Annotated in this window: 13 protein-coding genes; 3 read left to right on the top strand and 10 right to left on the bottom strand. The window is 28.5% G+C overall.

The features are described 5' to 3' along the window. From UDIV_RS03220 to UDIV_RS03260, 9 genes are all read right to left on the bottom strand, one after another. On the bottom strand, nucleotides 1-2,336 hold a 2,336-nt coding region (locus UDIV_RS03220), incomplete at its 3' end, for a lipoprotein 17-related variable surface protein (RefSeq protein WP_038103253.1). 95 nt (nucleotides 2,337-2,431) lie between these two features. After that, nucleotides 2,432-4,072, bottom strand: a complete 1,641-nt coding sequence (locus UDIV_RS03225) for a hypothetical protein (RefSeq protein WP_038103255.1) — start codon at nucleotides 4,070-4,072, stop codon at nucleotides 2,432-2,434. A 3-nt stretch (nucleotides 4,073-4,075) separates the two neighbouring features. Next, entirely contained in the window at nucleotides 4,076-7,039 is a 2,964-nt protein-coding gene (locus tag UDIV_RS03230; RefSeq protein WP_038103257.1) for an ABC transporter substrate-binding protein, read from the bottom strand. 18 nt (nucleotides 7,040-7,057) lie between these two features. Then, complete coding sequence (locus UDIV_RS03235; RefSeq protein WP_038103258.1) at nucleotides 7,058-12,901, bottom strand: PDxFFG protein; 5,844 nt, start codon at nucleotides 12,899-12,901, stop codon at nucleotides 7,058-7,060. Continuing rightward, nucleotides 12,882-14,186, bottom strand: coding sequence for an ABC transporter ATP-binding protein (locus UDIV_RS03240; RefSeq protein ID WP_038103274.1), 1,305 nt, complete (start codon nucleotides 14,184-14,186; stop codon nucleotides 12,882-12,884). The genes UDIV_RS03235 and UDIV_RS03240 overlap by 20 nt, the downstream gene beginning before the upstream one ends. 299 nt (nucleotides 14,187-14,485) lie before the next feature. Continuing rightward, nucleotides 14,486-15,718, bottom strand: a complete 1,233-nt coding sequence (locus tag UDIV_RS03245) for an ABC transporter ATP-binding protein (RefSeq protein ID WP_038103260.1) — start codon at nucleotides 15,716-15,718, stop codon at nucleotides 14,486-14,488. Nucleotides 15,719-15,727: 9 nt separating this feature from the next. Continuing rightward, a complete protein-coding gene (locus UDIV_RS03250; RefSeq protein ID WP_038103262.1) occupies nucleotides 15,728-16,732 on the bottom strand; it encodes an ABC transporter permease in 1,005 nt (334 codons plus the stop codon). A 2-nt stretch (nucleotides 16,733-16,734) separates the two neighbouring features. Then, a complete protein-coding gene (locus tag UDIV_RS03255; RefSeq protein WP_038103264.1) occupies nucleotides 16,735-17,799 on the bottom strand; it encodes an ABC transporter permease in 1,065 nt (354 codons plus the stop codon). Between the two features lie 128 nt (nucleotides 17,800-17,927). Further along, on the bottom strand, nucleotides 17,928-18,446 hold the full coding sequence (locus UDIV_RS03260) for a ferritin-like domain-containing protein (RefSeq protein WP_038103266.1): 519 nt from the start codon (nucleotides 18,444-18,446) through the stop codon (nucleotides 17,928-17,930). 493 nt (nucleotides 18,447-18,939) lie between these two features. Here UDIV_RS03260 and mip point away from each other — a divergent pair, with 493 nt between their 5' ends. From mip to UDIV_RS03275, 3 genes are all read left to right on the top strand, one after another. Next, nucleotides 18,940-21,162, top strand: coding sequence for an Ig-specific serine endopeptidase MIP (gene mip, locus UDIV_RS03265; RefSeq protein WP_051749515.1), 2,223 nt, complete (start codon nucleotides 18,940-18,942; stop codon nucleotides 21,160-21,162). A 135-nt stretch (nucleotides 21,163-21,297) separates the two neighbouring features. Next, entirely contained in the window at nucleotides 21,298-22,239 is a 942-nt protein-coding gene (locus tag UDIV_RS03270) for a U32 family peptidase (RefSeq protein WP_038103268.1), read from the top strand. Nucleotides 22,240-22,243: 4 nt separating this feature from the next. Then, a complete protein-coding gene (locus tag UDIV_RS03275; RefSeq protein ID WP_038103270.1) occupies nucleotides 22,244-23,470 on the top strand; it encodes a U32 family peptidase C-terminal domain-containing protein in 1,227 nt (408 codons plus the stop codon). 144 nt (nucleotides 23,471-23,614) lie between these two features. Here the strand turns inward: UDIV_RS03275 and UDIV_RS03280 are convergent, their stop codons facing one another. After that, nucleotides 23,615-24,814, bottom strand: coding sequence for a restriction endonuclease subunit S (locus UDIV_RS03280; RefSeq protein WP_038103272.1), 1,200 nt, complete (start codon nucleotides 24,812-24,814; stop codon nucleotides 23,615-23,617). Between the last annotated feature and the right edge of the window lie 364 nt (nucleotides 24,815-25,178).

Genomic DNA, 25,178 nt, shown 5'->3' on the forward strand with positions numbered 1-25,178 from the left:
GGTTCATCAAATACATAAAGTCATTTTTTGTCAGCATTATCTTTATCAACTTTTTTGTCATAACTAACACTTAAGACTTGAACTTTTACAACCTTGTCTTTGTTTATTCCATTTAGTTTTAGAATAAATTCAAATTTTCTAGTTTTTGAATTTTCTTCTGTTACAGGAACTTCATAAGTTGATACAGAATTTATATTATCAACTTTTACAGTTTTATTACTTGCATCCTTAAAACTAGCTCTTAAAACGATTTTGTCTCCGACTGAAAGAGGATATTTTTCGTTAATTGAAACTACAACAGTTACTTGTTTTTGTTCGTCTAAAGATTTTTGTTCAATATTATACACATTATCTACTGGTATACGGAACGGTATTGCATATTTTAATGTAGGTGTTTTAGAAGCAAAGTCAGCAAATTTCTGACTAAACGGTTTTGCTTTGGTTTCAAACATTCCCTTTGAATTAAAGATTAACACAGGTTTACGATCTTTATTTCATTTTTCTATAACTACATCTTTTAATACCAATCTTGGTTTTCGTTGATTTGAACCAAGAGATTTATTGTATTGATAATAACCTTTGAGATAAGTCTTATTATCAACATAATCAAATGTTTCAGGGTCAACAGATAAGAATTTTTGAATTTCAGTTAAGGCTGCTTCATATTTTGCCTTATTATCGGCATTATCCTTATTTTCATTATAAGCTTTTTTAGCTGATGCAAACTCTTTTACTTTACTTAATTCTTCTGGTTTTAATTCATCATATCTCGGAACAAAAATAACATGATTATCTCTATATAATTCTGGACCTTCTTTTGCCTTCATTCCTTTAATTTTTGAAACGTCTTTATTAGCATTAGGGTTTTTATCATAACCGACAGAAGATTTGTTTAAAGGATCTTTGTTTCACGCAACAACTAGTGGCATAACTTTACTAATTTGTGATAATCATAAATCTTGTCCATTTTCGTATTCAGAGTTAGAAGATTGTGCTATGAAAAAAGGCGTTTGTGCTGTTTGAGGAATATTAGTAAAAATACCTTCATATTTTCTAATCGCCTGATTTCAAGATAAATTAGCGTACTCATCTCAGTAAAGTCTTGCATACATCTCAAATAATCTGTTTGCAAATTTGTTGGCAGTATCAGTACTCTTCTTTTCATTTAGATTATCAAAAGATCTAAATCCATTAAAGTTTAGTGTTTTTAAGTTTTCTTCTAGAAATGGAGTTGCATTTGATTCGTAAGTATAATCAAAAGCTTCAGTTGCGGGATGTACTTTATTATCTTGTTCAGCTTCTGCACTAGTTTTAAGTCCTGATAAAATAACATCAAACTTTTGTGTTCTACCTTCAACAGTTGGGTTTTCTTTGAATGAAATCACAACTTCTTTAGCTAGTGTTCCCTTGTCGTCTTCAACAATTCTAATATTTGTAAATGATCATTTATATAATTTATCATCAATTGGAGTTCAAGTTAATTCATCCTTACCATCAACTTTTTTTCCAACTTGTAAATCTAACATATCATTTGTAATTTGACTTGGAAGTGTTTCGCTAGCTTTTCTACTTTCGTCCTTAAAAACAAATCTTAAATGTTCAAATTCTTTACGATCAATTGGCTTGTTAAGCGGATCGCTTGCATCAAGCGTTTTCATTCTAGTTATAAAAATTTCTTGAGATTTGTTCTTTTGTTGATCTAATGGATCTGAATCCTTAAAAGATACAGTGGCTTTGAACATTAATGTTCCATCATTATCATTAGCCTTAATTTCACTAACTTTAACAGTAAATTTATCAGCAGATGGTTTTTGTCCATCTACAAGAACTGATGCTTCTAAATCTTGTTCACTTAATGAAGATGGGAAAGTATTTGAATTATCTTTATCTGATAAATTTGAGCTAACTTCTGTATCTGGTTCAAAAATAGTAATATCAGATAATGGTTTAATCTTTTTAAATCCTTCGATTTTAAAAATCTTAGTATTATCATTTGATTTTAGTGTTACTGTTAATGTCCCATTAGTTCGATCAGACACAACTTTTCCTTCAACTGTAACCAGATTACCTTCTACATCAAAGCCATTTTTATCGTTTTCAAAACTAAATTCCTTACTGCCATAAGTTAAAACTAGATTCGCTTTTGTAAATTGATTTGCATAAGTTTGCTCTTTTGGTTTTGATGTTCTTTTAACATCTAAAGTAACATTATTTAAATCAAAATTTGAAGTTTTTGGTTTCTCAGTTTTTACACAAGAAGCTGCAATCATTGGGACAATTAGTAAGCTACTTGTAAGAAGCGAGGCTAGTATTATTTTGTTTCTTTTGAGTTTCATTCTTTCTCACCCTTTTCTTTTTCTAAATATATTTAATTAATTAGTTAATTAGTTAATTAATAAAATTATTTACTCTTTTTCCTTGTTTATTAAAACTAATAAACTAGGATTTGTTCTATACCTGTTCTTAGTGTTAATGTTTTTATTATAACTAATTTGAATGTTTTTTCTTTTAAAAATGCTGGTAGCTCTAAAATGTTACTATTTGACGCATTTACTAAATAGTTAATAATATATTCATTATTATCTTGATCAACTAACTTGATTTCATAAGATAAACCAGCATTAGCTAAAATGAACCGTTGGTTGTCTTGATTAATGTCTCTATGGTTTCTAAGAATTGTAATATTATTAATTTTAGTGAACTGATCTAGTTCTACTTTTGTTTCTTTAACACTATCAATGTATTTAATAGTTTGATCTTTAGATTGTGTTGTTAAGTAGTTAATGTTAGCTTTTTTAGGTTGTTTGTAAACTTGTAAATAATTAACAACTGGACTAACATTTTGATCTTGTTCTTTAAAACTAATTGCTATTTTAGCTGTATTAGTTGGGATATTTAATAAGTAATGGTAAGCAAATCAACCAGTTTTAATTATTGTTTCATTAATTGGTCAACTTGAATTAAAGTTGTACTCATGAACTTGTTTAATATATTCCCCTAATGTTTTTTTAGCATTAGGTTCATTTTTAAGTAATTGATCAACTAGTTGGTTTGAATCAACTTTTAGTTCTTTATTAAGATTATGTTTAATAGTTGATGATTCTTTATAAGTAATTAATGATCGATTAATTTGATCTTTAGTTAGAAGTTCACTTTTAATAACTTCATTGTTTTCATTCATAAAATCAACTTTGATTTTAGTATGATCATCACTTCTAATTGATAAATCTAATTCTAAAAATGAAGCATTAAATACTTTACTGTTTTTAGGTGTGATCTCTAGTGGTTCACTATCTTTTTTAAGACTTAATCCTCTATTTAGTGATCAATCAAACATATCAAGTACACTAAACCCGTTTCATTGTTCTAAACGAGTATTATTAGCTCCATTTATTGCATAATTATCTGCAATTGGTTCAGCTTTAATGTTTAATTCATTTAATAAATATGTATTAAAAGTATTATTTACATTTGCTTGGGCATCTAAATCAATCTTATTTAGATTTAAACTAAATTCTTTAATCGTACTTTGGTTTGTTTTAGGATCTTTGATTTTAACTTTAAACTTATGGTTGGTTTGGTTTAGATCAAAACCATTATAAGCACTATGTTTTAGATGTAAAATCTGTTTGTTTTCAATACTAAAAACATTAGTATTATCAACAAGTTCATACTCATAAAAGTATTGGGGATTAAGAGAAGAAAGTGGGGCTATTAAGATATCTTTATTAACATTAAAGTTATCTTTAATTAATTTAATATCTTTAATAATATCATCAACCATTGAATTGATTCTTCTAGATTCAAGAGAAGCTGTTTTATCATTAATGTTTCTTCTTCTTAATTGATCATTAATGAATTGATAATTAATAGTTAGATTACTTAATGAATAAGGACTTAGTGCTTCTTTGTTAAATGAGATGTTAGTTTTAAAATCAGCATCTAATTTTAATTCACTACTTGATTTATCTTTATTACAACTAACAGCAACTAGTGTTGTTATTGAAGCTAATGTAACTAAACCAAAAGCTAATGCTATTGTTGATCGTTTTTTGTTATATAACTTAGCCATATCTTAATTACGATTAATCCTTCGTGGTAATTCAGCTCTTGGTGGTTTAGTAATATCATAAGCATATTGTAAAGAGAATGAGTGTAGTGAACTAACTCCAGCAACTCTTGATATTTCTCATTTTGTATCAACTTCAATTAATGGGATAATTGGTACACCATCACGGACTATTTTCTCAAGTGATGCAATTGTTTTAAAGATTAAATTTTCATTTCATTTATCTTTAATTTCTTGATCAGTTAAGATGTTAGCAAAGTATGATGTAATTCGTTTATTATAAGCAACTAGATCTTCATTTGGTTTTTGATAAGATAGTTCAACTATTTTTCTAAAAATAAAACCATCTTGTTCATTATTAGGAATTTGTAATCTGATTCCTTTTTCTTTTGTTAGTTCAACGATTTGATCAACACTTAATTGATTAAAACTTTGATACATTAATTCTTTTTGTAAATTTAAATTAGTTGGATCATTTAAGTATTTAATTAATAATTTAATAAATGTATTATTAACTAAACCTAAGTTGTTTTGAGTTAGTTGTTGATTAATTGCAACAAATCGTTTATTTAACTCTTCTTCTTTTTGAGAATAAGATAAATTAGTATCTTTAGCAATATTAATTAATTCATTAAAAGCAGGAATACTATTTAATAAATTAATTCTTGTTTGGATCTTTTCATTAAACCATTGGTTATGGTTGATTTTTTGATAGATGATATCATTGAAGAATCGGTTATAAGTTCAAGAACCAGCTGGGTTTAATCTAAAACCTGAGATTTTTTCAGATTCTTTGCTGATTTCATCAGTTTGAAAGAAAGCAGCAACATATGATTCTGGATTAGTTCCAAACCGGTCAAAGTTACCATATGCTAAATCAAATTTACCAGTATCAATATAGTCTGTAAAAGTATTAGCTGGTAAACCTTTAATTTCAATTTGAATATAGTTATCAAAAGCGTTTTTAATTAAGTTTTGAATACCAATTGAAGCTTGGATTTGTTCATCAGTTGAGTTATTTAAAAATCTTAGTGTAACTTGTTTTTGTTCTGGGTGTTTTTGTTTATAACGTTCTAAATAAAAACGAGCTGTTTCTAGATCAAAGACTTGATCTTTTCGATTAACATGTTCAAAAGTATAAGATTTAGCTAAATGGTCAATGAACTTGTGGTTTTGAAGTGGATACTTTTTATTGTTTTTTGCTGTTGTAGTTTCATGTTCAAAAAACATTTCAAGCGGGTTTCCAGTTGAATTTCTTGCTTGTCCAAAAGCACTTCAAGTATTAACTACAAATGAAGCATCTCATCCAACGATCTTTAAAACTTCAGATCGGTTGATTCCATAATAAAGAGCATTTCTTAAATCTTCATCCTGAAGTGGAGAATCCCCATTTGTTTCTTTATCTAAATTAAGTTGTAAAGCAATTGTTCCATACCCAACCCCTTTATTCATTAATGGTTTAAAGTTAGGGTTTGATCAGAAATCAATTTGTCTGATCGCTGGAATATCAGTTGCTGATAGCTGATTATCTTCAAATAAAGTAAATGCAATATTTAAATCAGTAATAAATTGAATCTTAATTAAATTAGAGATTGTTTTATCAGATGAATAGTATGTATCATCTTTTTTAAGTACTAAATACCCTTGTGGTCCTAAGATTCCACTTTCAATAGCAAATGGTCCATTCTTCATAAACTTGTTTAATGAAGTACCAAAGTTAGCAATTCCACCAATTGATTCAACGAATTTTCGGTTGATTGGTAAAATTACTTCACGCATATCACGGAATAAATCAAAAACAGCACGTGGTGAGTGATCTTCAAATTCAAAACGTAGTTTGTATTTATCAGATGCAAACAATCTAAATTGAGCACGGTTGTTATGATCTAAATTTTGATCTTTTAAATCAAATTTTTGACGTGGATCTCGATATGGATTTTTAATTAATTTAGTTTGAATAATCTTAGGGATTGTTTTAAGTTCAGCTGCAGTTTTTTTAAGCGTATCATACTCTGGATTTTTAATAAAGAAGTCTTGTTCTTCGGCATCAATATCAAAATCAGTATTTGTCCGTTTTCACATTAATTGGTTTTGGGGTAAACTAAGTGAATCAAAAACATTAGCATTTGAAAAGTTTAAAAATAATTGACCTGTATAAATTCCAATACTTGTTGCTGTTTGTTTAATTTTTTTAACATATTCTTCATCCCCAGGAACTTGTGATTCTCAAACCTTTTGGTTTGGATCTTCAATCAAGATCCTACTATCTCAATCAGCTTTGATGAATCTACGTTTCCCAAATGGGTTTTCATAAGTCTTTTTAAACTTAGATAAATATTCTGTTTGAGCATCAATAAAAGCTTTAGCCCCTTTAAAGTTCATCCGCTCAATATCAATTTGTTTTTGTGAACCTGTGTTAAAGTCTAAAATGTAATGTAGTGCATCCACAAAATCCATTGCTGTTACTGGTTCTTTATTTTCTCAAACACTTTTTCCTTTATTTAAATCAAATAAAGCTGAATAAGCACGTCTAGAACCATTTAATACAGCACGAACATTATATTGTTGACCTACTAATCCATCTAATACCCCAGGTGCAAACCCAATATCACTTAGTTCATAATAACTACTTGTTTCAGGTGGATTTGATCCATTCTTATCCAAATATTCATTAAATGAACTAATTGATGGGTCAACAGTATAAATACCAGCTCGTGCAATTGGTAACCCTTGTAAGATTTCTTTAATATCTGGTGGGGGTGCTTGTTTGAAAACAGATTCTACAAGAGATGAAATAACTTTTTTATTATCACTATATTTAATGTAATTAAGTGATGTAAGTGGGTTTGATGATAGTACTAAATCATATAAAGCAGTACTTGTGGTTTTAGTTGAAGCTGCAGTGATAACTGGAACACAAACAAGTGGAAAAGCAATGGCAACACATAGCCATTTAAGACGTTTTTTCATAGTTTATCCTCCTTTTTATTATTGAGCATTAAATTGTGGACTAATTGAGATTACTGTTTTTTCTTGATTATCTATTTGTTGTTTAGTAATCTTAACTGGTGCTTGAGCAACAGTTTTACCATTTTCAGCTAATCCATTAATATCCCCAAGTGTTAATCCATCAACTCTATTTTTATTAGCATCAACAAAATACATTTCATAGTCATTATTAACTGATAAAAGGGTGTTAGCATACTTTGCCATAAATGCGTAATCACTCATTCAAGCTCCATATCCTTCATCAGCTAAAGTTTTTTTAGATTTAATATCTGCTTGTTTAGTTAAATAAAATAAGTTATTGTAGTTTTGTGGATTTTTAGTTGTATCTTTGTGAACCTTTAGATATTTAATTTCATTAGTTTTTAAATCTCTAAAAGCAATTTGATCGATTTTATCAAGTAAAGATAGTTTTGCATATCCTCAGAAGGTTAGTGCATCTTTTTGACGATCTCTTCAGATTCCTGTAATCGTTCTTGCTCCAATTCCTTTTGATCTTAATAAGTAGATTCAGAATGCTCTTGCTCGATCTTTAACTTTAGTTTTATTATCAAGTTCAAGAATTGAGATCTTATCATCAATTACTGATTTACCTTGATCATCATAAAGACCTCAATTTAATTCATCCCGTAACCAACGGTCTTTAAAGAATCCATTATTAAAGGTATTAAGTTTACCAATGTAGTTTGAATTAAAAGCACGTCAAGATCGATAACTATCATTTCCAGCTGATAATGAAATACCAAGCTGACCAACTAAATTAGTTCGATATTCATTCTTTAATCTATTAACTAATCCTTCTAAGTTTTTATCATATGTAAACTTAAAGGCTTCATATTCTTCTCGATCTGTATTAAAGTCTTTATTTGTATTTAATTGATTAATTTGTGCTTCTATTTGTTTAATTTTAGTTTCTGAAGCACTAATTAATTGATTATATTCATCAACCTTTGGTTGATATACACCATCTTTATAACCTGATTCTTTTTTAAGAGCTTCATATTGTTTAATTAACTCGTTATTTTTAGCAATCTCAGATTCTAAAAATACTAATCGGTTATTAATTGATCTTATTGTTCGTTCAATGTATTTAATTGATCGGTATGGTTGTGAGTCAATATAAACAATCCCTGAATCTGGATCTGATTCTAATAATTCTTTAGTTTTTTGATAGTAGTAGTCAAATAATGGACTTTTCTGAGCTTGGTTGTTTAGAATTTGTTGTTTGAAATCATTAATGAACGCTCTTGAACGATCATTTTCACGAACAATTGCACTTAACTGTTCTTTAATTGATGATAGGTTTCGTTCGTTCTCTTCATTTTCAATTTTAGCTAATAATAACCCATACATTTCTTGTTGATTAACATTACCCTTTAAAGCTCTTAAATCTTTAACTTTATCAGGTAACATATAATTCTTTTGTTCAGATCTATATTTAGCTATTTTTTCTAATTCAGCAGTTCTTTGAGCTCTTAGATCAGTTAAGGTTTTAATGTTTTGCGATCATTTAGCTTGATAATTAGTTTCAATTTCTTTGAAATTGTTAACTAATTCTAAATATTCTTGGTTATTAGCTAATACTTCTTTATCAAAGTCACGATTAATGATTCGTTCAATTCTTTCTTTAGAGAAATCATTAATGATTGCTCGTGAATGATTTAGTATATCTGCAAAATCAATTAATCCAGTTTTCCATTGTTCAGTTTTTGAACCATCTAATACATATTCAAGCCCGGTATTAGCTTCATTAACATTTGTTAAGTAGTTAACTAAATTACCAAAGTCTTTAGTGTTAGGCACATATGTGATTTGGACATAATCACGTGTTAAGTTTTCTGGGAAGTTATATACATAATCACCAAAAATATCATTAATTGATGTTTCAGCACGTGAAGAGTTGTAATCTACAACATCTTGTGTTGGTCCTGGTTTTTTATAATTAAATTTAACAATACCATTATCTTGCCCTAAACTATCAAAGTTTAGTTGATATGTATCGTAGTTTAATCAACCATAATTAGCTAATAAGTAATAAAGATCTTGTAATCTTAAAGATTTAAGATCTAAATTATTATCATTATAGAACTTTTTAATAACATCATAAAGTTCAGCTGCTGTATATTCAAACTTCTTCTTGTCTGGATTCTTATTTTTGTAATTAGATAAATCAAGCTCTGCTGCTCCAATTCTCTTTTCAAAAATACTTAATAGATTAGAGAAGTTGTCTTCAATTGAAGAGTTAACGTAATAGAAATCTAATTGTTGATCTTTAAATCGAGCCATTACCATGTTAGCTACTTGTTGTTCAGTAGCTACAAGTGCTTTTAGTTCATTAGCTGCTTGCTCACTAATTTGACGACTAGATACTGCATTAAGATATCGTTGTTTAAATAAATCTAAATTAAATTTAGTTTTAACATAATCAATATCTCAGTTTCAAACTGTTTTATTATTGACTTCAGTTGGTTTAAGTTTAGTAAAATCAAGTGAATGGAATGCTAAGAAGTCTTCAACTGCATAGAAGTTTAAGACTTTGATTGTTTGATTATTATCATCAACATAATCAATTAAATATTGGTCATTAAAAGCATCAAATAAATTAGCACTAAAATCTGAACGTAAAGTATTTGGTTTCATTGCCATTGAATAGTATTCTTTACGACGGTTTGTTTCATCGATTGGAGTAGTGAATGCTTTTTTATTCTCATCTAAGAATCAATATTTATTATTCGGATTAGGTGTGTTTCTAGTTTGAACTAATTGGTTAAATAAACGACGGTGTGGTGGTTCAAATAACATTTTCACACCCATAATATTAAAGAATGTATTTTTCCCTAAATCATCTAAGTTAGATAATGGTTGAGCTGGGTTAACAATATATTGAGTATAGTTATCAAATTCTTTCTTTTCGTTTTGAACTCTTAGTACTGTTAGATCATTTTTAAGATCATTACCAAAGGCACTAGTTGATAATAAAGCATTATTATTTCTTTTAGATTGTTGAAGAATATTAACTACTTGTGCTCTAAAGTTTGTAACTGGTGTATTCTTTTGTACTGAAGCTAATAAGTCTGCATAATAACCAACTCTGTTTGTTTGACTATTAACATTATTAGTATTAAATTGTTTTTTATCTCTGTTTTCAATAAATTCTTTTCAAACTTTTAAGTTTTGACTAAAGTTACCATTTGTATCAAATAAAGTTTGATCAGTATGTCGGTTTTGGGCAACAATTGATAGTTTTGGTTCAATTCCAAGAGAAGTTACACTAAATCCTCTATTGTTTCATCCAGAGTTAAAGTAGTTAACATCTACTAGTTTTAAGATGTCGTTTTGAATTTGAGTAACTCGTTTTTCTACATACTCTTTTTCTTGTTCAGTTAAATTTTTATTTAATTGAACATTAATGATTGGTTGATTAAACTTATCATGAATTAAAACTTTATTAATTCGTTTACCATCTAAACTATATTCAACAACTTTAGGTTTGTTATCATCATCAAATTGGATCGGTCTGCCCATTCCATCTTTAAAGACATTTTTAATGTTATCTACACTTGCTGTTTTAAATTCATATGAACCATCTGGTTTAAAAACCATATATTTAGCTTTACCAATGATAAGGGGGTTTAGTGTACCACTTTCTGTATCATATGAGTTCATGATAAATAAATCAGAGATTCGTACACCCCGTTTTTCTGCTGCTTCTTTAAGAGTAGAGAAGTCTTGTACAAAACGACGTCTTTTGTTTTCAATAACCCCTTGTAAATTAGTTTTATCAACAGATCCTCAAACATCATCAAGGGTTTCATCAATTTTCTTGTTGTTTTGATCAACCCAATTAAATCGTGTATAACTACCATTTTTATTAGGTTTTTGATTAACATCAACTTTTGTAAAATCAATTGTACTTCTAGCTTTTAAATAGTTTCTTAAAACATCAGTATGGAAGTAAGATAAAATATTTGCTCCACCAAGTAAAGATAATCCCCCTACTAAACTAGGTGAAGTATCACTTGATACATTTTGAGCATTTTCAAGTGTTAAGTGGTGTCCATATTCATGTGCTCCTACATAACGTAAGAAGTCAAATGAGATCCCTTTAAAGTTAGGATCTGATAAATACATCATAGCAATAAAAGGAATCCGATCATTTGGATCAAGCCCTTTATATTTCCCATTAACAACTTGATAAGTTAACTCCCCATCATCATTGATTACTTTTTTAATATGATAACCATTGATTTCTTTAAGAACTGTTGGTCGATATCTATGAACAGCTTCTAGTAGATTTTGGTAAGCTTCATTATAGATTTCAAAGTATTCAATTGTTTTATTATTAGCATCTTTTTCTTCACTAATAAGTTTAATTGTATATGGTTTAACTACATTCTTATAACCAAGTGCTTGTTTAAAAGATTTAAAGCTTTCAAATAATTCATTTGATTCATCAAGAGCATCAAAGTTAACAACATGAATAACTTCATTTGGATCTAAGTTTTTAGGTTGGACAAAATCAATTGTCATCTTTTTATTAGCAACACTAAATGAACTGAAATTATATAGTTTTAATTTTGATGCATCAAAATTAGGAACACTATCTCTTGCTTGAATTGCTGTTTCAAAGAACTTAGGATATTTACTTTCAATATCATAAACAAAGATTTGTTTGTTTAAATATTGATTAATGTTATAGAAGTCTTTAAAGCTAACAAATGAAGCTTTAGTAACAGCTTCTAGTTCATCTAAAGCAAATAAAGTGATTGGTTTAAAATCAGTTTCATTAATTGTTGAACTAAACCCAGTATCAAAGAAGATATTGATTCCAGACGGTTCATTATTAGTTAAACTACTTCTAGTTTGAATATTTGTAATTCGTGAAGGAATTACTTTTGAGAATTCAACATTAAATCGTTCATTTTCAGGTAAAGTACTAACTAGTTTTAATAATTTGTTATATGCATCAACTTGTTTTTGTGCATGAATTGGAATTACAAAAGCACCTAATTGATAAGTAAATAGTTTCTTATCTTTTAGTAAGTGAGCAAAAGAAAGGTTTCTAAAACTTAGTTTGCTAGATTGTTCAGTATTATCATTAGCACGAATATTCATATATTTAACATTATCTAAATATCGTTGAACTTCTTGCTTTGTAATTACTTTTTTATTTAATGGATAAGTTAATGAATCATCATACTGACTTCTTCCCCCAGATGTAGAGAAAATTGGCATTGATCCAAAGAATGAGTCTGGGTAGAATTTAATTTCAGTTAATTCTTTTTGACTATTAGCGTGTGCACCTAAAGTAATTGATGAACCTGCAATTGAAACCCCACGAACAATTGAGAAAGTTTTTAAACTTAAAATATCAGCCCCTCAGGCTACATTTTTAATGAATCAATCTGCAAACCGAATAAATTCATCCATTTCAACAGCTTCAGGATATTCATTAACAAACTTAAATGAACCATATTGCACAACAAGATTAGGTAGCTTGTTTTTTTCATTAAAGATTAAATCTAAAAAAGCATGGTATTGATAATCTTTGTTCTTATAAACAATTGTGTATTTCCCATTTTTAAGTTGAACTGAAGCAAGTGCTTCATCTGGATTTAAATGGTAAAAATAGATTTGTGGGTTGTTTAAATCAATTGCATTATTTAGTTGACTAACTGGTGTCTGATTGATCGTTCCATAAATCTCTTTACTTTTTTTAGTTGCACCATATAAAGCTGCAAACACAATTCCAGTTGCAATAGCAAAAGAAGCTAAAGTAATTACAGTTTTGTGTCATAGCTTTAAACTAGTTTTTTTCTTGCTCATTACTTGCTCCTTTTTCATTTAATCATTGTTCTAATTCAGCTGGCGTTGCTAATACAAAGTGTTTGTTTTCTAACTCAATTCAGTCTGGCTGATTATCAACTGAATAATCATGCATATTTGGATCATAAACTCGTCCGATCAATGAACCTTTATTTGAATCAATTGATGGAACAGCATCTAATAAAGATTTAGTATATGGGTGAACTGGATTATTAATAATTTCACTTGTTGGTCCAATTTCAAGTAAAGTCCCTTTATTCATAACCGCAATTCGATCTGAAATATATTCAACCATACGCAGGTCGTGGGCAATAAAAACAATAGTTAAGTTAAACTTTTCTTTTAAATCATTAAAGATATTTACAACTTGAGCTTGAATAGATACATCTAATGCACTAATTGGTTCATCAGCTACTAATAGTTTTGGTCTTAATACAATTGATCGAGCAATTCCGATCCGTTGTTGTTGACCCCCTGAGAACTCTAATGGGAATCGTTTAAGAATTGATTCATCCATCCCTACTTGTTTTAGAATACTCATAATTAATTTATGATTAATTTGATCTCTAAAGATGTTGTTAATCACATTAGCTCGATTCATCTTAAATAAATAAAGTTGATCAACTAGAGTTTGATCAGCTTGATTATTAGTTAAATAAGCTAAGAAAGCATCATAATATTGTTCATTATGATAATCATTTTCTTTAATATCATTAATTAATAAATCAAAGTTAATTACTTGATTTTCTAAATTAGAACGTTTAATAAATTGGTTATAAATCTTATTGAAGACAAATTCATCGTATTGTAATAAATACAATGGTAAAACATCTTTAAGGTTGTTTAATCCTTCTTTTAGTACATCTTCAATGTTTTTGTGTGGGTTAAGTGAGTTAGTTGGGTTTTGGAAGATCATTTGCACTTTATCAATCATAAACTTACTAACAGTTTTATAATCTTTTAGTTGTTTACCAAACTTCATAAAACTGCTTTTTTGTTTTGGTAAAAGTTTATTATCGATTTTAATTTGACCAAATGAATAATCTACTAAACCAACAAGGGCTTTACCAATTGTTGATTTTCCAGATCCTGATTCACCAACTAATCCTAATACTTCTCCATCATAAACATTTAAATTAAAGTCTTTAACTGCACGAAAGGCTTTTTTACCAGATCCATAAGTTACATCTAAATTATTGATTTCAACTAACCGTTTTTTATCGTATGCATTTAGCATTTTAATGGTTTGATCTGAGATCGTTCGAATCTGTCGTTTAGGAAACATTCCATACACTAATTCTTCATCAGTGTAATAGTTATCTTCAAATACAAGCGGTTCTATTACTTCTTCTTGAATTTCTTTTGGATTAAGAATTAATCAATCATCAACTAATTTATATGTTTCTTTAAAACTTTTAAGTTTTGTCTCTAAAGTAGCTAGATCATTTTCATTATAGTTAGTAACATTTCGCTCATTAATTAAATCATCAACATAATCAAATAAAAAAGTATCAAACTCAAAAGTCTTTTTATCAGTTTGTTTTACTTGCTTAATTTTCTTTAGCAAATCTTTTCATTGCATGATTAATTTCCTTTATTTTGTTGTTGATATGTTGCGTGTTTTAAAGCGATTAGTTCTGGTTTTTTGATCTCTGGAGAATTTGGATTTAGAAGTGAAGATTTAACCCGGTGGGTTGGTGAGATTTGATAGAATGGTGATTCTTCTAAAAAATCAATTCCTAGTGCATAATCATTACGCGGTGCGAACGCTTCACCAACAATGTTGTTTAAATTAGATGGAATTGAACCACGAATTGAATATAATCGTTTACCTTTATTCACATCAGGCATTGATAAGATTAATCCTCAAGTGTATGGGTGTTGGGGATTGTTGATGATTTCATCTCTTGTTCCTTCTTCAACAATTTGACCAGCATACATAATTGAGATGTAGTCTGCAATACTTGCAACAACCCCTAGATCATGAGTAATAAAGATAATTGTGATTTTTAATTCTTCTTGAAGTTGACGAATAACATCTAAAACTAATGCTTGAACGGTTGGGTCAAGAGCTGTTGTTGGTTCATCCATTACAATGATCTTTGGTTGTAATGAAATAATAGCTGCAATTACAATCCGTTGAATCATTCCCCCTGACATTTCATGAGGATATAGTTTCATAACTTCATGTGGAGCATTAATCTTTGTTTTTTCTAAATAATAAATTGCTTTTTGATAAGCTTCTTTTTTAGTTTTAGCAATTCCGTTTAATAACATCCCTTCCATAATTTGTTTACCAACTTTAAGGATAGGGTTTAAGGTTGACATTGGGTTTTGGAAAACTGCAGATATTACTTTTCCTAAATAGTTTGAGTTTTCTCAATCTCGAAAAGTAAATTGTTCAACGTTGTGATTAAAAATTTTAATTTGTCCTTGATCAATAACTGCATTATTACCAGTTAATCCATAAAGTAATGAAGTAAGAACAGATTTTCCAGATCCAGATTCACCAATAATTGCGTGAACCTTCCCTTCATAAAATTCAATATCTACTCCTCTTAATACTTTATTTTTTGCTTTTGGATCAGCAGGGTTAGTAAATGAAAGGTGCAAATCTTTAATCTCAGCAACAATTTTTAATTTCTCACCATAAACATCTTTATATAAAACATCTGCTTCAAACTTTTCAAAATCAAAATGTTTTTGTTTATTGTTAAATGGTAATGAGTTTATAAAATCTTCTCATTTATGAACAAAATAAGTTTTAATTCTTGATCAAATTGTGCTTTTGTTGTTTTGATTTGTTTTTGTACTCATAGCCTATACCTACCGTTGTCTACGCAATGAATCCTGTACAGATGAACCAATTAATTGCACACAAGTTGTAATCATAATCAAGAAAGTTGATGGAATAATTACATAACGTGGCTTAGCTAAAAAGATCTTAGAACCATCAGTTAACATATTACCTAAGGTTGCAGTATTAGGAATAGATAAACCAATGAAAGATAGTCCTGATTCAGATAGAATTACCCCTGGAATAGTAAAGATTAATTGAGTTACTAAAATCGGAATAATAACAGGAATGTAATTTCATAAAATTTTGATCGTTTTAGTACCAAGTACACGAGAAGCTGAAACCCATTCAAAGTTTCTTGCTCTTTTAATTTGAGCACGAATCTGATTAGCCATTCCAGTTCATGATGTAATTGATAAAGCAAAAGCTAATACTCAGAATGATGGGTTTAGAGCAATCGATACTAAAATTAAAATTAAGATTGATGGAACAACATTAATAACTTTAATAATTGGTTGCATCACTGCATCAAATTTCGGGAATTGACCCATTAATATTCCCATTGATAAACCAACTACAACTTCAATAAAGACAACAACAATTGATAATAAAATTGAATATCTTAACCCTCATCAAAGTAGTGCTCAAACATCCCGACCTAATGCATCAGTTCCTAGCACATACCCTTCTTGATAAAAGTATAGAAAACGCTTTTCTAGATTAATGTTTGTTGGATCACTTGTTGTTAATGGAATGATCAAAGCTAAAATTACTAAAATAAGAAGTAATAAAAAACCAACAACACCTGAAAAGTTCTTAGAATATCGATAAACAAATTCTTGGAATGGTTGGTGTTTGTTTTTAAGTGTATTAAATTCTGATTGTTTAAAAGCGGCTCCAATTAATTCTCATTTCTTGTATTGAAATGGTTGAAGTCATGGATTTGGAGCACTTTTTAACTCTTCATTTGACATTTCAACTTTACGAGCTTTAATTTTGTTCGCTCAGTTGTTAATAAAATCCCTAAACGCCATAATTATCGCCCTCTTCTACGTACTCGTGGGTCAATTGCTTCATATAAAATATCACGGAATGTAAATGATAAAATGGTTAATAATGAGAACATCACCACTAAGAATAAGATTACATTATAATCTTTTGATGTAATTGCTGAAATCAACGCTCCCCCTGATCCTGCAATTTGGAAAATTTGTTCAACGAACAATGATCCAATAAATGAACCAAAAATAACAGCTGGGAAGAATGTTGCAATTGGGAAAAGAGAAGGTTTTAGAGCATGTCTTCAAACAAACACTCGCCGTTTCATCCCTTTAAGTGATGCAAACTTAGCATGCATTGAATTAAGCTCTCGGTTCATCTCAGTTCTAATGTATTTAATATAAACAATAATTGAACCTAATGATAAAGCAAGTCCAGGTAGAATATAGGTTGCAAAGTTTTTAATATCAAAAGTATAAGGAATGTTTAATTCCCGACCAATTAAAACTAATAATAAAGCAAAAACTAATGATGGAATAGAAGAGAAAACAGATACAACAATTGTTGATACTTGATCTAATAATCCACCTGGGTTCTTACCAACTCATACCCCAATTGGAATTCCAATAAACACAGTTAAGAAAACAGAGAAGATTCCAATTACAAATGAGATAAAGAAACGATGTCAAATAAAATCATTAATTGGCACATCAGGTTGAACTGTAAAACTGATTCCAAAATCACCCCTTAGGATGTTTTTTAGATAAAGTAAATAACGCTCACCAATTGGTAAGTTCAATCCGTACTTAGCTTCAATTGCTTTTCGTGCAGCTTCTGATGCTCCTGGGTTTGAGAAAGAAGAACCAGGAATTGAATTAATCAAGAAGAAGGTAATGGTGATCACAACTCAAGCAATCGCAATGAATTCAAGCATAATCTTAATTATTTTTCAAAGTATTTTTCAATAAACAGAATCAAAAAATGCTAAGAATCAATTCTTCTTAGAAGTATTAGCTCTTGTTATAGTTTTAAAATCTACATAATTATTGAACAATTTATAATTTTTGTTCTTATAATTAACGGAGTTTGAACTTGCTTTCATTAATATCAGTCCTAATTGTTATTTATGCTAAAGCATATAATAAAAAATCGCTACAATTAGTAGCAATATTTTATATTATACATTACTTTAGTTTAATAATATTATTAAATTGTGCTAAAGGGTTATGATTAACCCCAGATTTCGTGTTCAGATTCTTCTTTTTCAACCATTTCTTTAATAGTTTCTTCAATAATTAATTTATCATTTGAACTATTAAATAATTTAACAACGTCATCAACTTCTGTTAAGTCTTTTAAACCATCACGAACATATCATTGGATAAAGTAGAATGATTCATAATCATCTTCAGCTAAAGCTAATTTAGCAATTGCTTTAACATGATCTCTAACTTCATTTTCACGAGCATATACTTCTTGAATTAAAGCTTTAGCATCTGATGGAATTGATTTAACTGCAACTGATACATCAGTTTTAAGTTTCATACCATTTCGTTTAAAGTAATCAGAAATATATTCTTTGTGAACACCAAGTTTGTCTTCACTTAAATGTTGAATGAATTTTCCTAAATAAGGCATATCAAATTCATCATCTGCAACATGAGCATAATGAGCATAAACCAATCCTAATTCAACGTTAAGTTTGTAATGTTGATTTAAAGCATCATTAATTTTATTTGATTTTTGCATAATGTTATTTCTCTCCCTATATAACATTACAAATTATAACACTTTCAGATAACTAAAATCTAGTAATTAATATAACTCTAAAATAACACTTTAATCCCGTTTTATTTGTATTAAAAATTACATCTTAATAAGTTAAAAAGGTTATTTTTAAGAGTTATTTTAACTCTTTTTAAGATATAGTTTTTTAGTTAATAAAATGCTTAAAAAACATTAATTAAAATAATCAAATAATTAATCAATTTTAATGATTATAATTACTAAATAAAATAACCTTTTTTAAATCTGTAAAGTAGTTTAATGATCATTAAATTAATAAGATTTTTAACTATATTTATTAATTAAGTATTAACAAAGTTAATAAAATAGATGTTAAAACTAGTTATTTAATTATTTATATTAAATAGATGATTAATTAATAAATATAAATAAGTATAATATAGTAATTTATAAATATCAATATAATAAAGGCATTTGTTGCTTTAGAGGATCTATTATGAAAAAATCACTTTTTAAAAAAGAGTTAGCTATAACATTAGGATTAGCTTCTGTTGCAATTATTACTCCTATTATTGCTATTGCTTGTAATAATGAAACAAAAGGTGGTGACAAACAAAAGGATTCACCTAAAGTTAATGAGCAACCAAATACTGAAGCTACTAAAACTACTAAACAAAAAAATGAGACTAAGCTTCAGTCTGCAGTTCAACCTGTTTTCTTTAAAAGAGATAAAGATTCACACTATGTACTATCTTTAAATATTCCTAATGTACATGGGAAATATGTGTTAGTTAAAATTCAAGCTGAAAATGAAAATCAAGCGATTTCATCTAAACGAAATATGGTTGTATCAAATAAGGTTGATATCCCTTTTGAAGGTTTAAAAGAAAAAACTAAATATAAGATTGTATCAATTGATGCATATGATACAAACACATCAACTCAAGCTACATCATTACCAGTTCCAAGCGAATATACTAATAAGTTCTTTGAAACTAAACCGATTTATGCAACTAATTTTGTGAATCAAGAAGAGTTCAGTGCTTTTGAAAATAAAACTTTTAGAGAGAAAGCAGATGTTGCTGGAAAAAGTTTAGATACATTTAATTCACAACAATGATATGATTTTGAAAATGACTTCTATTTAAGTATTTTATATAATCACTATTCTGCAAATGGATTTAGAAACTTTGACCCATTACAAGCATATGATAATGGTGTTAAAGTAACTAACCAGCAAAAACAATTCTTTGATAACAAAGCTAAAGAATTGTCTCAAGAAAGTTATGATAAAGCTGCACTAAAAGGTTTCACATTACCTATTTATAAAGAAAATAGTAATGAAGTCCTTGGATTATCAACTAAAGAAGGTAATCCATCATTACAACATAGCTCACTTGCTTCGAATGTGACTGGAGCAGTAGGAACATCACGTCTTCTACCTGGTGATAAATACAAAGATATTGCATTACAAACTATTTCTGTTGGTTTCCATAAAGATATTCAAGGGCAAATAAGAACAGTTTCAGGAACAATGTGAATCTTAGACTTTGTGCCTAAAGATGATAAGTCTTATCCGACAAAATGATACTTTGCAACTAATGCTCACGTAGCTAAAGAAATATTGACAGATGTTGCTGGAATTAGTTTTACATTCTTGAAGCCTGATGCTGCTTTACGACAACAACAAAAATTAATTAAATTAGATAGTAATTATAAATCTCTTAATGTACCTGGTAATAATGAAAATAAATTTATAAATACAGTTTATGTTGCAACTGATTTCTTAAATTCAAAACCAAGCGATTTCTTAACTCCTGCACAAGCAGATAAATACAAGGAAACTGATGAATTTATTGACTTTGCAGTTTTCGAAGTTGACTTTAAAGAATTAGTTAAAGTTAAAAATGCATTTATTCAGCAAGGCGGAGATCCTGACGATAAGAGAGAACAAATTGGTAGTGCTGCTGATTTAGCAAAACAAGTAACTAATGAATATGCAACAAAAACTGATAAACACATCAAATTCTTAAAAACATCTTATCTTAAAGATTTCGACAAAATCAAAGGTCCAATTCTAGATAATCGTAAATGAAATGATTATTTATATGCAGTTGGTTATCCTGTTGCAAGAGGTCAAGAAATTGATCGAAATCAAAACCAAGTTGGTAATGCTTTATGAACAAACTCATTCTATGGATTACTAAAAGATGAACAAAGAAATGATCATCAATTCCAAGAACTTGGAAATCTATTATCTAAACATTTAGGTTATCGTTCATTCATTGATAAAGCTGGTATTGTCGATGGTTTCATTGCTATTCCAAAAGTAGATGGCTTGCCGCTTCGATATGGAGACAAACACTACTGAAATATGGCTCTTGAATATTCATTATTCAACTTTGCTGCAGGTGGTGGTTCTTCTGGTTCATCAGTTAGAAACCAAAAAAATGAAATTGTTGGTATTGTTCACTTAGGCAACACAAATGCTTTAGTTGCTGTAGCTGCTGCTCTTCGTTCTGAAGGGTATAACTACAACGGTCTATATGGTAAATACAACTTACCACAATATGATTTAATCTTTGGTGGGGGTAAAGATCAAAAATCTTCATACCGTCAAGCCCTTGCAGCTAAATACGGTGATACCTTCAAAACTAATATCTTTAGTAATGGTGCTAATTCAGTTCCAGAAGATTTCAAATTCAAACAATCTTCATAATATCACTAAAACATAATCAAACCAAAGTTGCTAAAAGCAACTTTTTTTATTCTCTAATTATCTAACTTAGATTGTTTTATAGTGTATTAATTGATAAAATTATAAATTAGGAACTAGAGATAGAAAGTTTGTAATATGAAATTAGTATTTACCCCAACTAGTTATCAGAATGCTTTAGATTTAATTGCTTTAAAAGTAGATTATATAGCAGTAGGTAGTAATCAGTTTGCTACTAGAAATTGTTTTGATTGTGATCTAGAAACTCTTAAACAATTAATAGCTAATAAACAAGAAACCAAAATCATTGTTAATGTTAATGCTTGATTCTTTGATGCTGATTTAGATGCTTTAGAAGCTTATTTAAAAGAGTTAAATAAACTAGAAATTGAATTTGTTATTTTTAGTGATTATGCAGTAGCTGAGTTAGTTTATGAAAACAAGCTTAACTTAGTTTTACACTACAACTCAGAAACAACAGTAACATCAGCTGCTCAATTTGATTGATTTACTGAAAATAACATCTTAAGTGTCTCATTAGCTAGAGAGTTGTTCTTTGGTGAACTTAAAGCAATTAGTATGAACAATACAGCTAAACTAAAACTAATGATCCAAGGTCATGGATTATTGTTTATTATGCATTCAAGATGAAACTTACTTTCTAATTTTGATGCTTATTTACAACAATTTGATCAACAAGAAAAACTAATTGATCAAGAATTTATTTATATTAAAGAATCGTTACGTAAATACCCTAATATTCTTAAACAAGATCATTTTGGAACTCATATGATGTCTGGATATGAGTTATGTACTATTAACATCTTAGATAAAATCTTAACTTTAAATTTAGATTACTTATATATTGATGCTTATTTACATAATGATCAATATAGTTTAACAGTCGCTAAACTATATTTAGAAGCTATGGAATTAATTAATACTAATAGTTATGATCAAGCTTTTAAAGATAAAGCTTGAGAACAATTAAAAGCAATTGCACATAATGAAGTTATCACTAACAACTTCTTAGGAACAGTAAAAGATATTTTACATATGGAAAAAGAAGAGGAACAATAAAACTATGCAGAAATCATTTCGTAGTGAACTACTGGCCCCTGCAGGGGATTTAGAAAAAGCAATGATTGCTTTAGATTATGGAGCAGATGCTGTTTTTGTTGGTGCTAAATCTTATTCACTAAGAGCAAGAGCTAGTAACTTTGAACTTGAACAAATTAAAACCTTAATTGATTATGCTCATAGCTTAAATAAAAAAGTTTATTTAGTAACTAATGTTATATGCCACACCCCTTTACTTAGAGCTTGACCTAATTTTATAGAACAAGTAGTAGCTCTTAAACCAGATGGTTTTATTTGTGCTGATCCTTTTATTATTACCTATCTTAAAAAACATTATCCACAAGCTGAAATCCATATTAGTACCCAACAATCAATTTGTAATTCAAAAGCTGCTAAATTCTTTAAAAGAAATGGAGCTTCTCGAGTTGTTTTAAGTCGAGAGTTAACAATGGATGAATTAGCTTTATTTACTAAAAACAATAATAAACTAATTGAAGTTGAAATCTTTATTCATGGAGCAGTTTGTATTTCATACTCTGGACGATGCATGATGAGTAATAACTTTAGTTTAAGAGATGCTAATGTTGGTGGATGTGCTCATGCTTGTAGATGAAAATATGATATCTTAGATGATAAGTTTACAAATACCCCATCTAAATTTACAATGTCAGCAAAAGATATGATTCAAATAACTAATATCACTAAACTAATGGATTTAGAAATTGATTCTTTTAAAATTGAAGGAAGAATGAAATCTGTTCACTATATAGCAACAGTTGTTAATGCTTATAAAAAAGCAATGGATGCTTATTATAGAAATGAAGTTTTTGATCTAGATGCTCTTAAGAAGGAATTACAACAGGCAATGAACAGAATGGCTGATGTTGCTTGATTAGATGGAGCACCTAATGAACAGTTAATGTTATATCATGATAAACAAGAATTAGTTTCACAACGCTTTGCGTTTATTATTGAAGAAGTATTAGAAAATAATGTTTATAAAATTACTTCTAAAAATAACTTCAAAAAGGACGAACTATTTGAAGTTATCGGACCTAAACATGAACATTTCTACAGTTCTATTAAAAGTATTTATGATCTAACTAACCAAGTTTATATAGATCAAGTAATAACACCTAATCGATTATATTTAATTGAATTTAATGATTCTTCAGTTCCACTTCAGATTAAAGATATGGCACGAATCGTTGAACAAGATGAATGCTCATAAATTTATATAAACATATAACTAAAAGAAGATCGCTTCAAAAAGTCTAAATTATAAAAGTTGATCTGCTAAGATACTAATTAGTTAATAATTAAATAACCCCTAGGATAACCTAGGGGCTTTTAATTCTTTACTTTTAAAGAGAAATTAATCTTGATTAGAGTTGAATGATAAGAGTTGTTCTCGATAGTATTCGTATTGCTTTTGGCGAAGTTCTATTTCTTTAGGAAGACCTTCGGAAAGATTGTTTGTTAGAGTGTTGAATTGATCAAGAATTGAAACGATATGGTTTTGGACTGGTAGGAGTGGGATTGGGATAGAAATATTTCCCATTAATTTTCTTGATACATTAAATCTTGTTACACCAGACGTTACTTTAATAATGTTTTTTCTCATTTCGTTTGATCTGAATAAGAATTTTGAATATTCAGGGGATAATATATTTTTATCATTCAATCTTAAGAAGAAACAAAAGCTATTTAAATAAACATCATAATTTGGTAGTTTGGTTATTACTGAAGAAACTCCTGCCTCTTCTAAATTTTCAGATGATGAGGTAAAGATTATGTCACCAATTTCTAGCTTTTTCTGCTTTTCATTTTCATTAATAAGAACATCTTCTAATGTATCTAAATCAGGAGTTAAGTTAGAAAATACATTTTTGTAGGTTACATATTTTTGATTTCCATCAATGAAATGTTGTTTAGTCTTGCCAGTTAAACCACCAAAAAATTCACCAATTTCGCCTAACTTTTTAAACACAATTTCTGCATCTTTCCCACAAAGTTCTAGTGTCTTCTTGGTTAAGAATTCATCACTAAGAAGAAAGTTTCTGTAGTAGTTATATTGTTTATTTCTTAGTAGTAATTCAGTAACATATTTTGTGAATTTGTCAAGTGTTTTTGCAATTTTTTCTTGTACTTCTAAAGACGGAACAGGGACAAGAATATTACTAATAACTTCTTTACTTAATGCAGGTATTCCTGCACCATACTGCACAGACATTAAATAATCTTCATTTAATTTTAATCAATGATATAGAAATTTATTATCAACTATTTCATAATGTAATAAATAAAAACAATGTGCATTAGCTCAAAATCTTTCAGTTATGAAATTAACAAAACCTGCTGATGCTCCACCTTGACTAATTATGATTGTATCTGCTTCTACATTATATTTATTAGTTCTTCCTGAAAAAGTTTTACCGCCGTTATATGCTGGGTACATTTCATCATCTTTTAATAGTTTTTTATTTAATTGTTGTCCCTTCTTTATCTCGCAAACTTCCCCTAATCTCTTCCACTTAACCTTCTCATTCTTTATCAACTCTAATATATTTTCCATTGTGTATTTTTTCTTGTAAATCGCTTATTCTCGAATACATTAATTATAAATAATATAGCTTTGAATTCAAAAAATCTACAAATTTATTGAACATTTTTTAGTACATTTATTAGTACATTTTTTTAATCTTCATTAATCTAACAATATAAAATTAATATCTTTATTAGATCCTAATAGTACAATAATACAATTAATATCTAAAGGAATATAATATGAAAATAAATAGACATCTATCTATCATTAGTCTTTGTTATTTAGTTCTAGAGATAGCTTTGTTTATATTTAGTATAGCTATGGCTTCTTATAGATGATCAGTTACTACTAAATATGCCCATTTACCTTTTATAACTTATTTACTAACATC

Source organism: Ureaplasma diversum NCTC 246 (assembly GCF_000731915.1).
Taxonomy (GTDB): Bacteria; Bacillota_I; Bacilli_A; order Mycoplasmatales; family Mycoplasmoidaceae; genus Ureaplasma; species Ureaplasma diversum.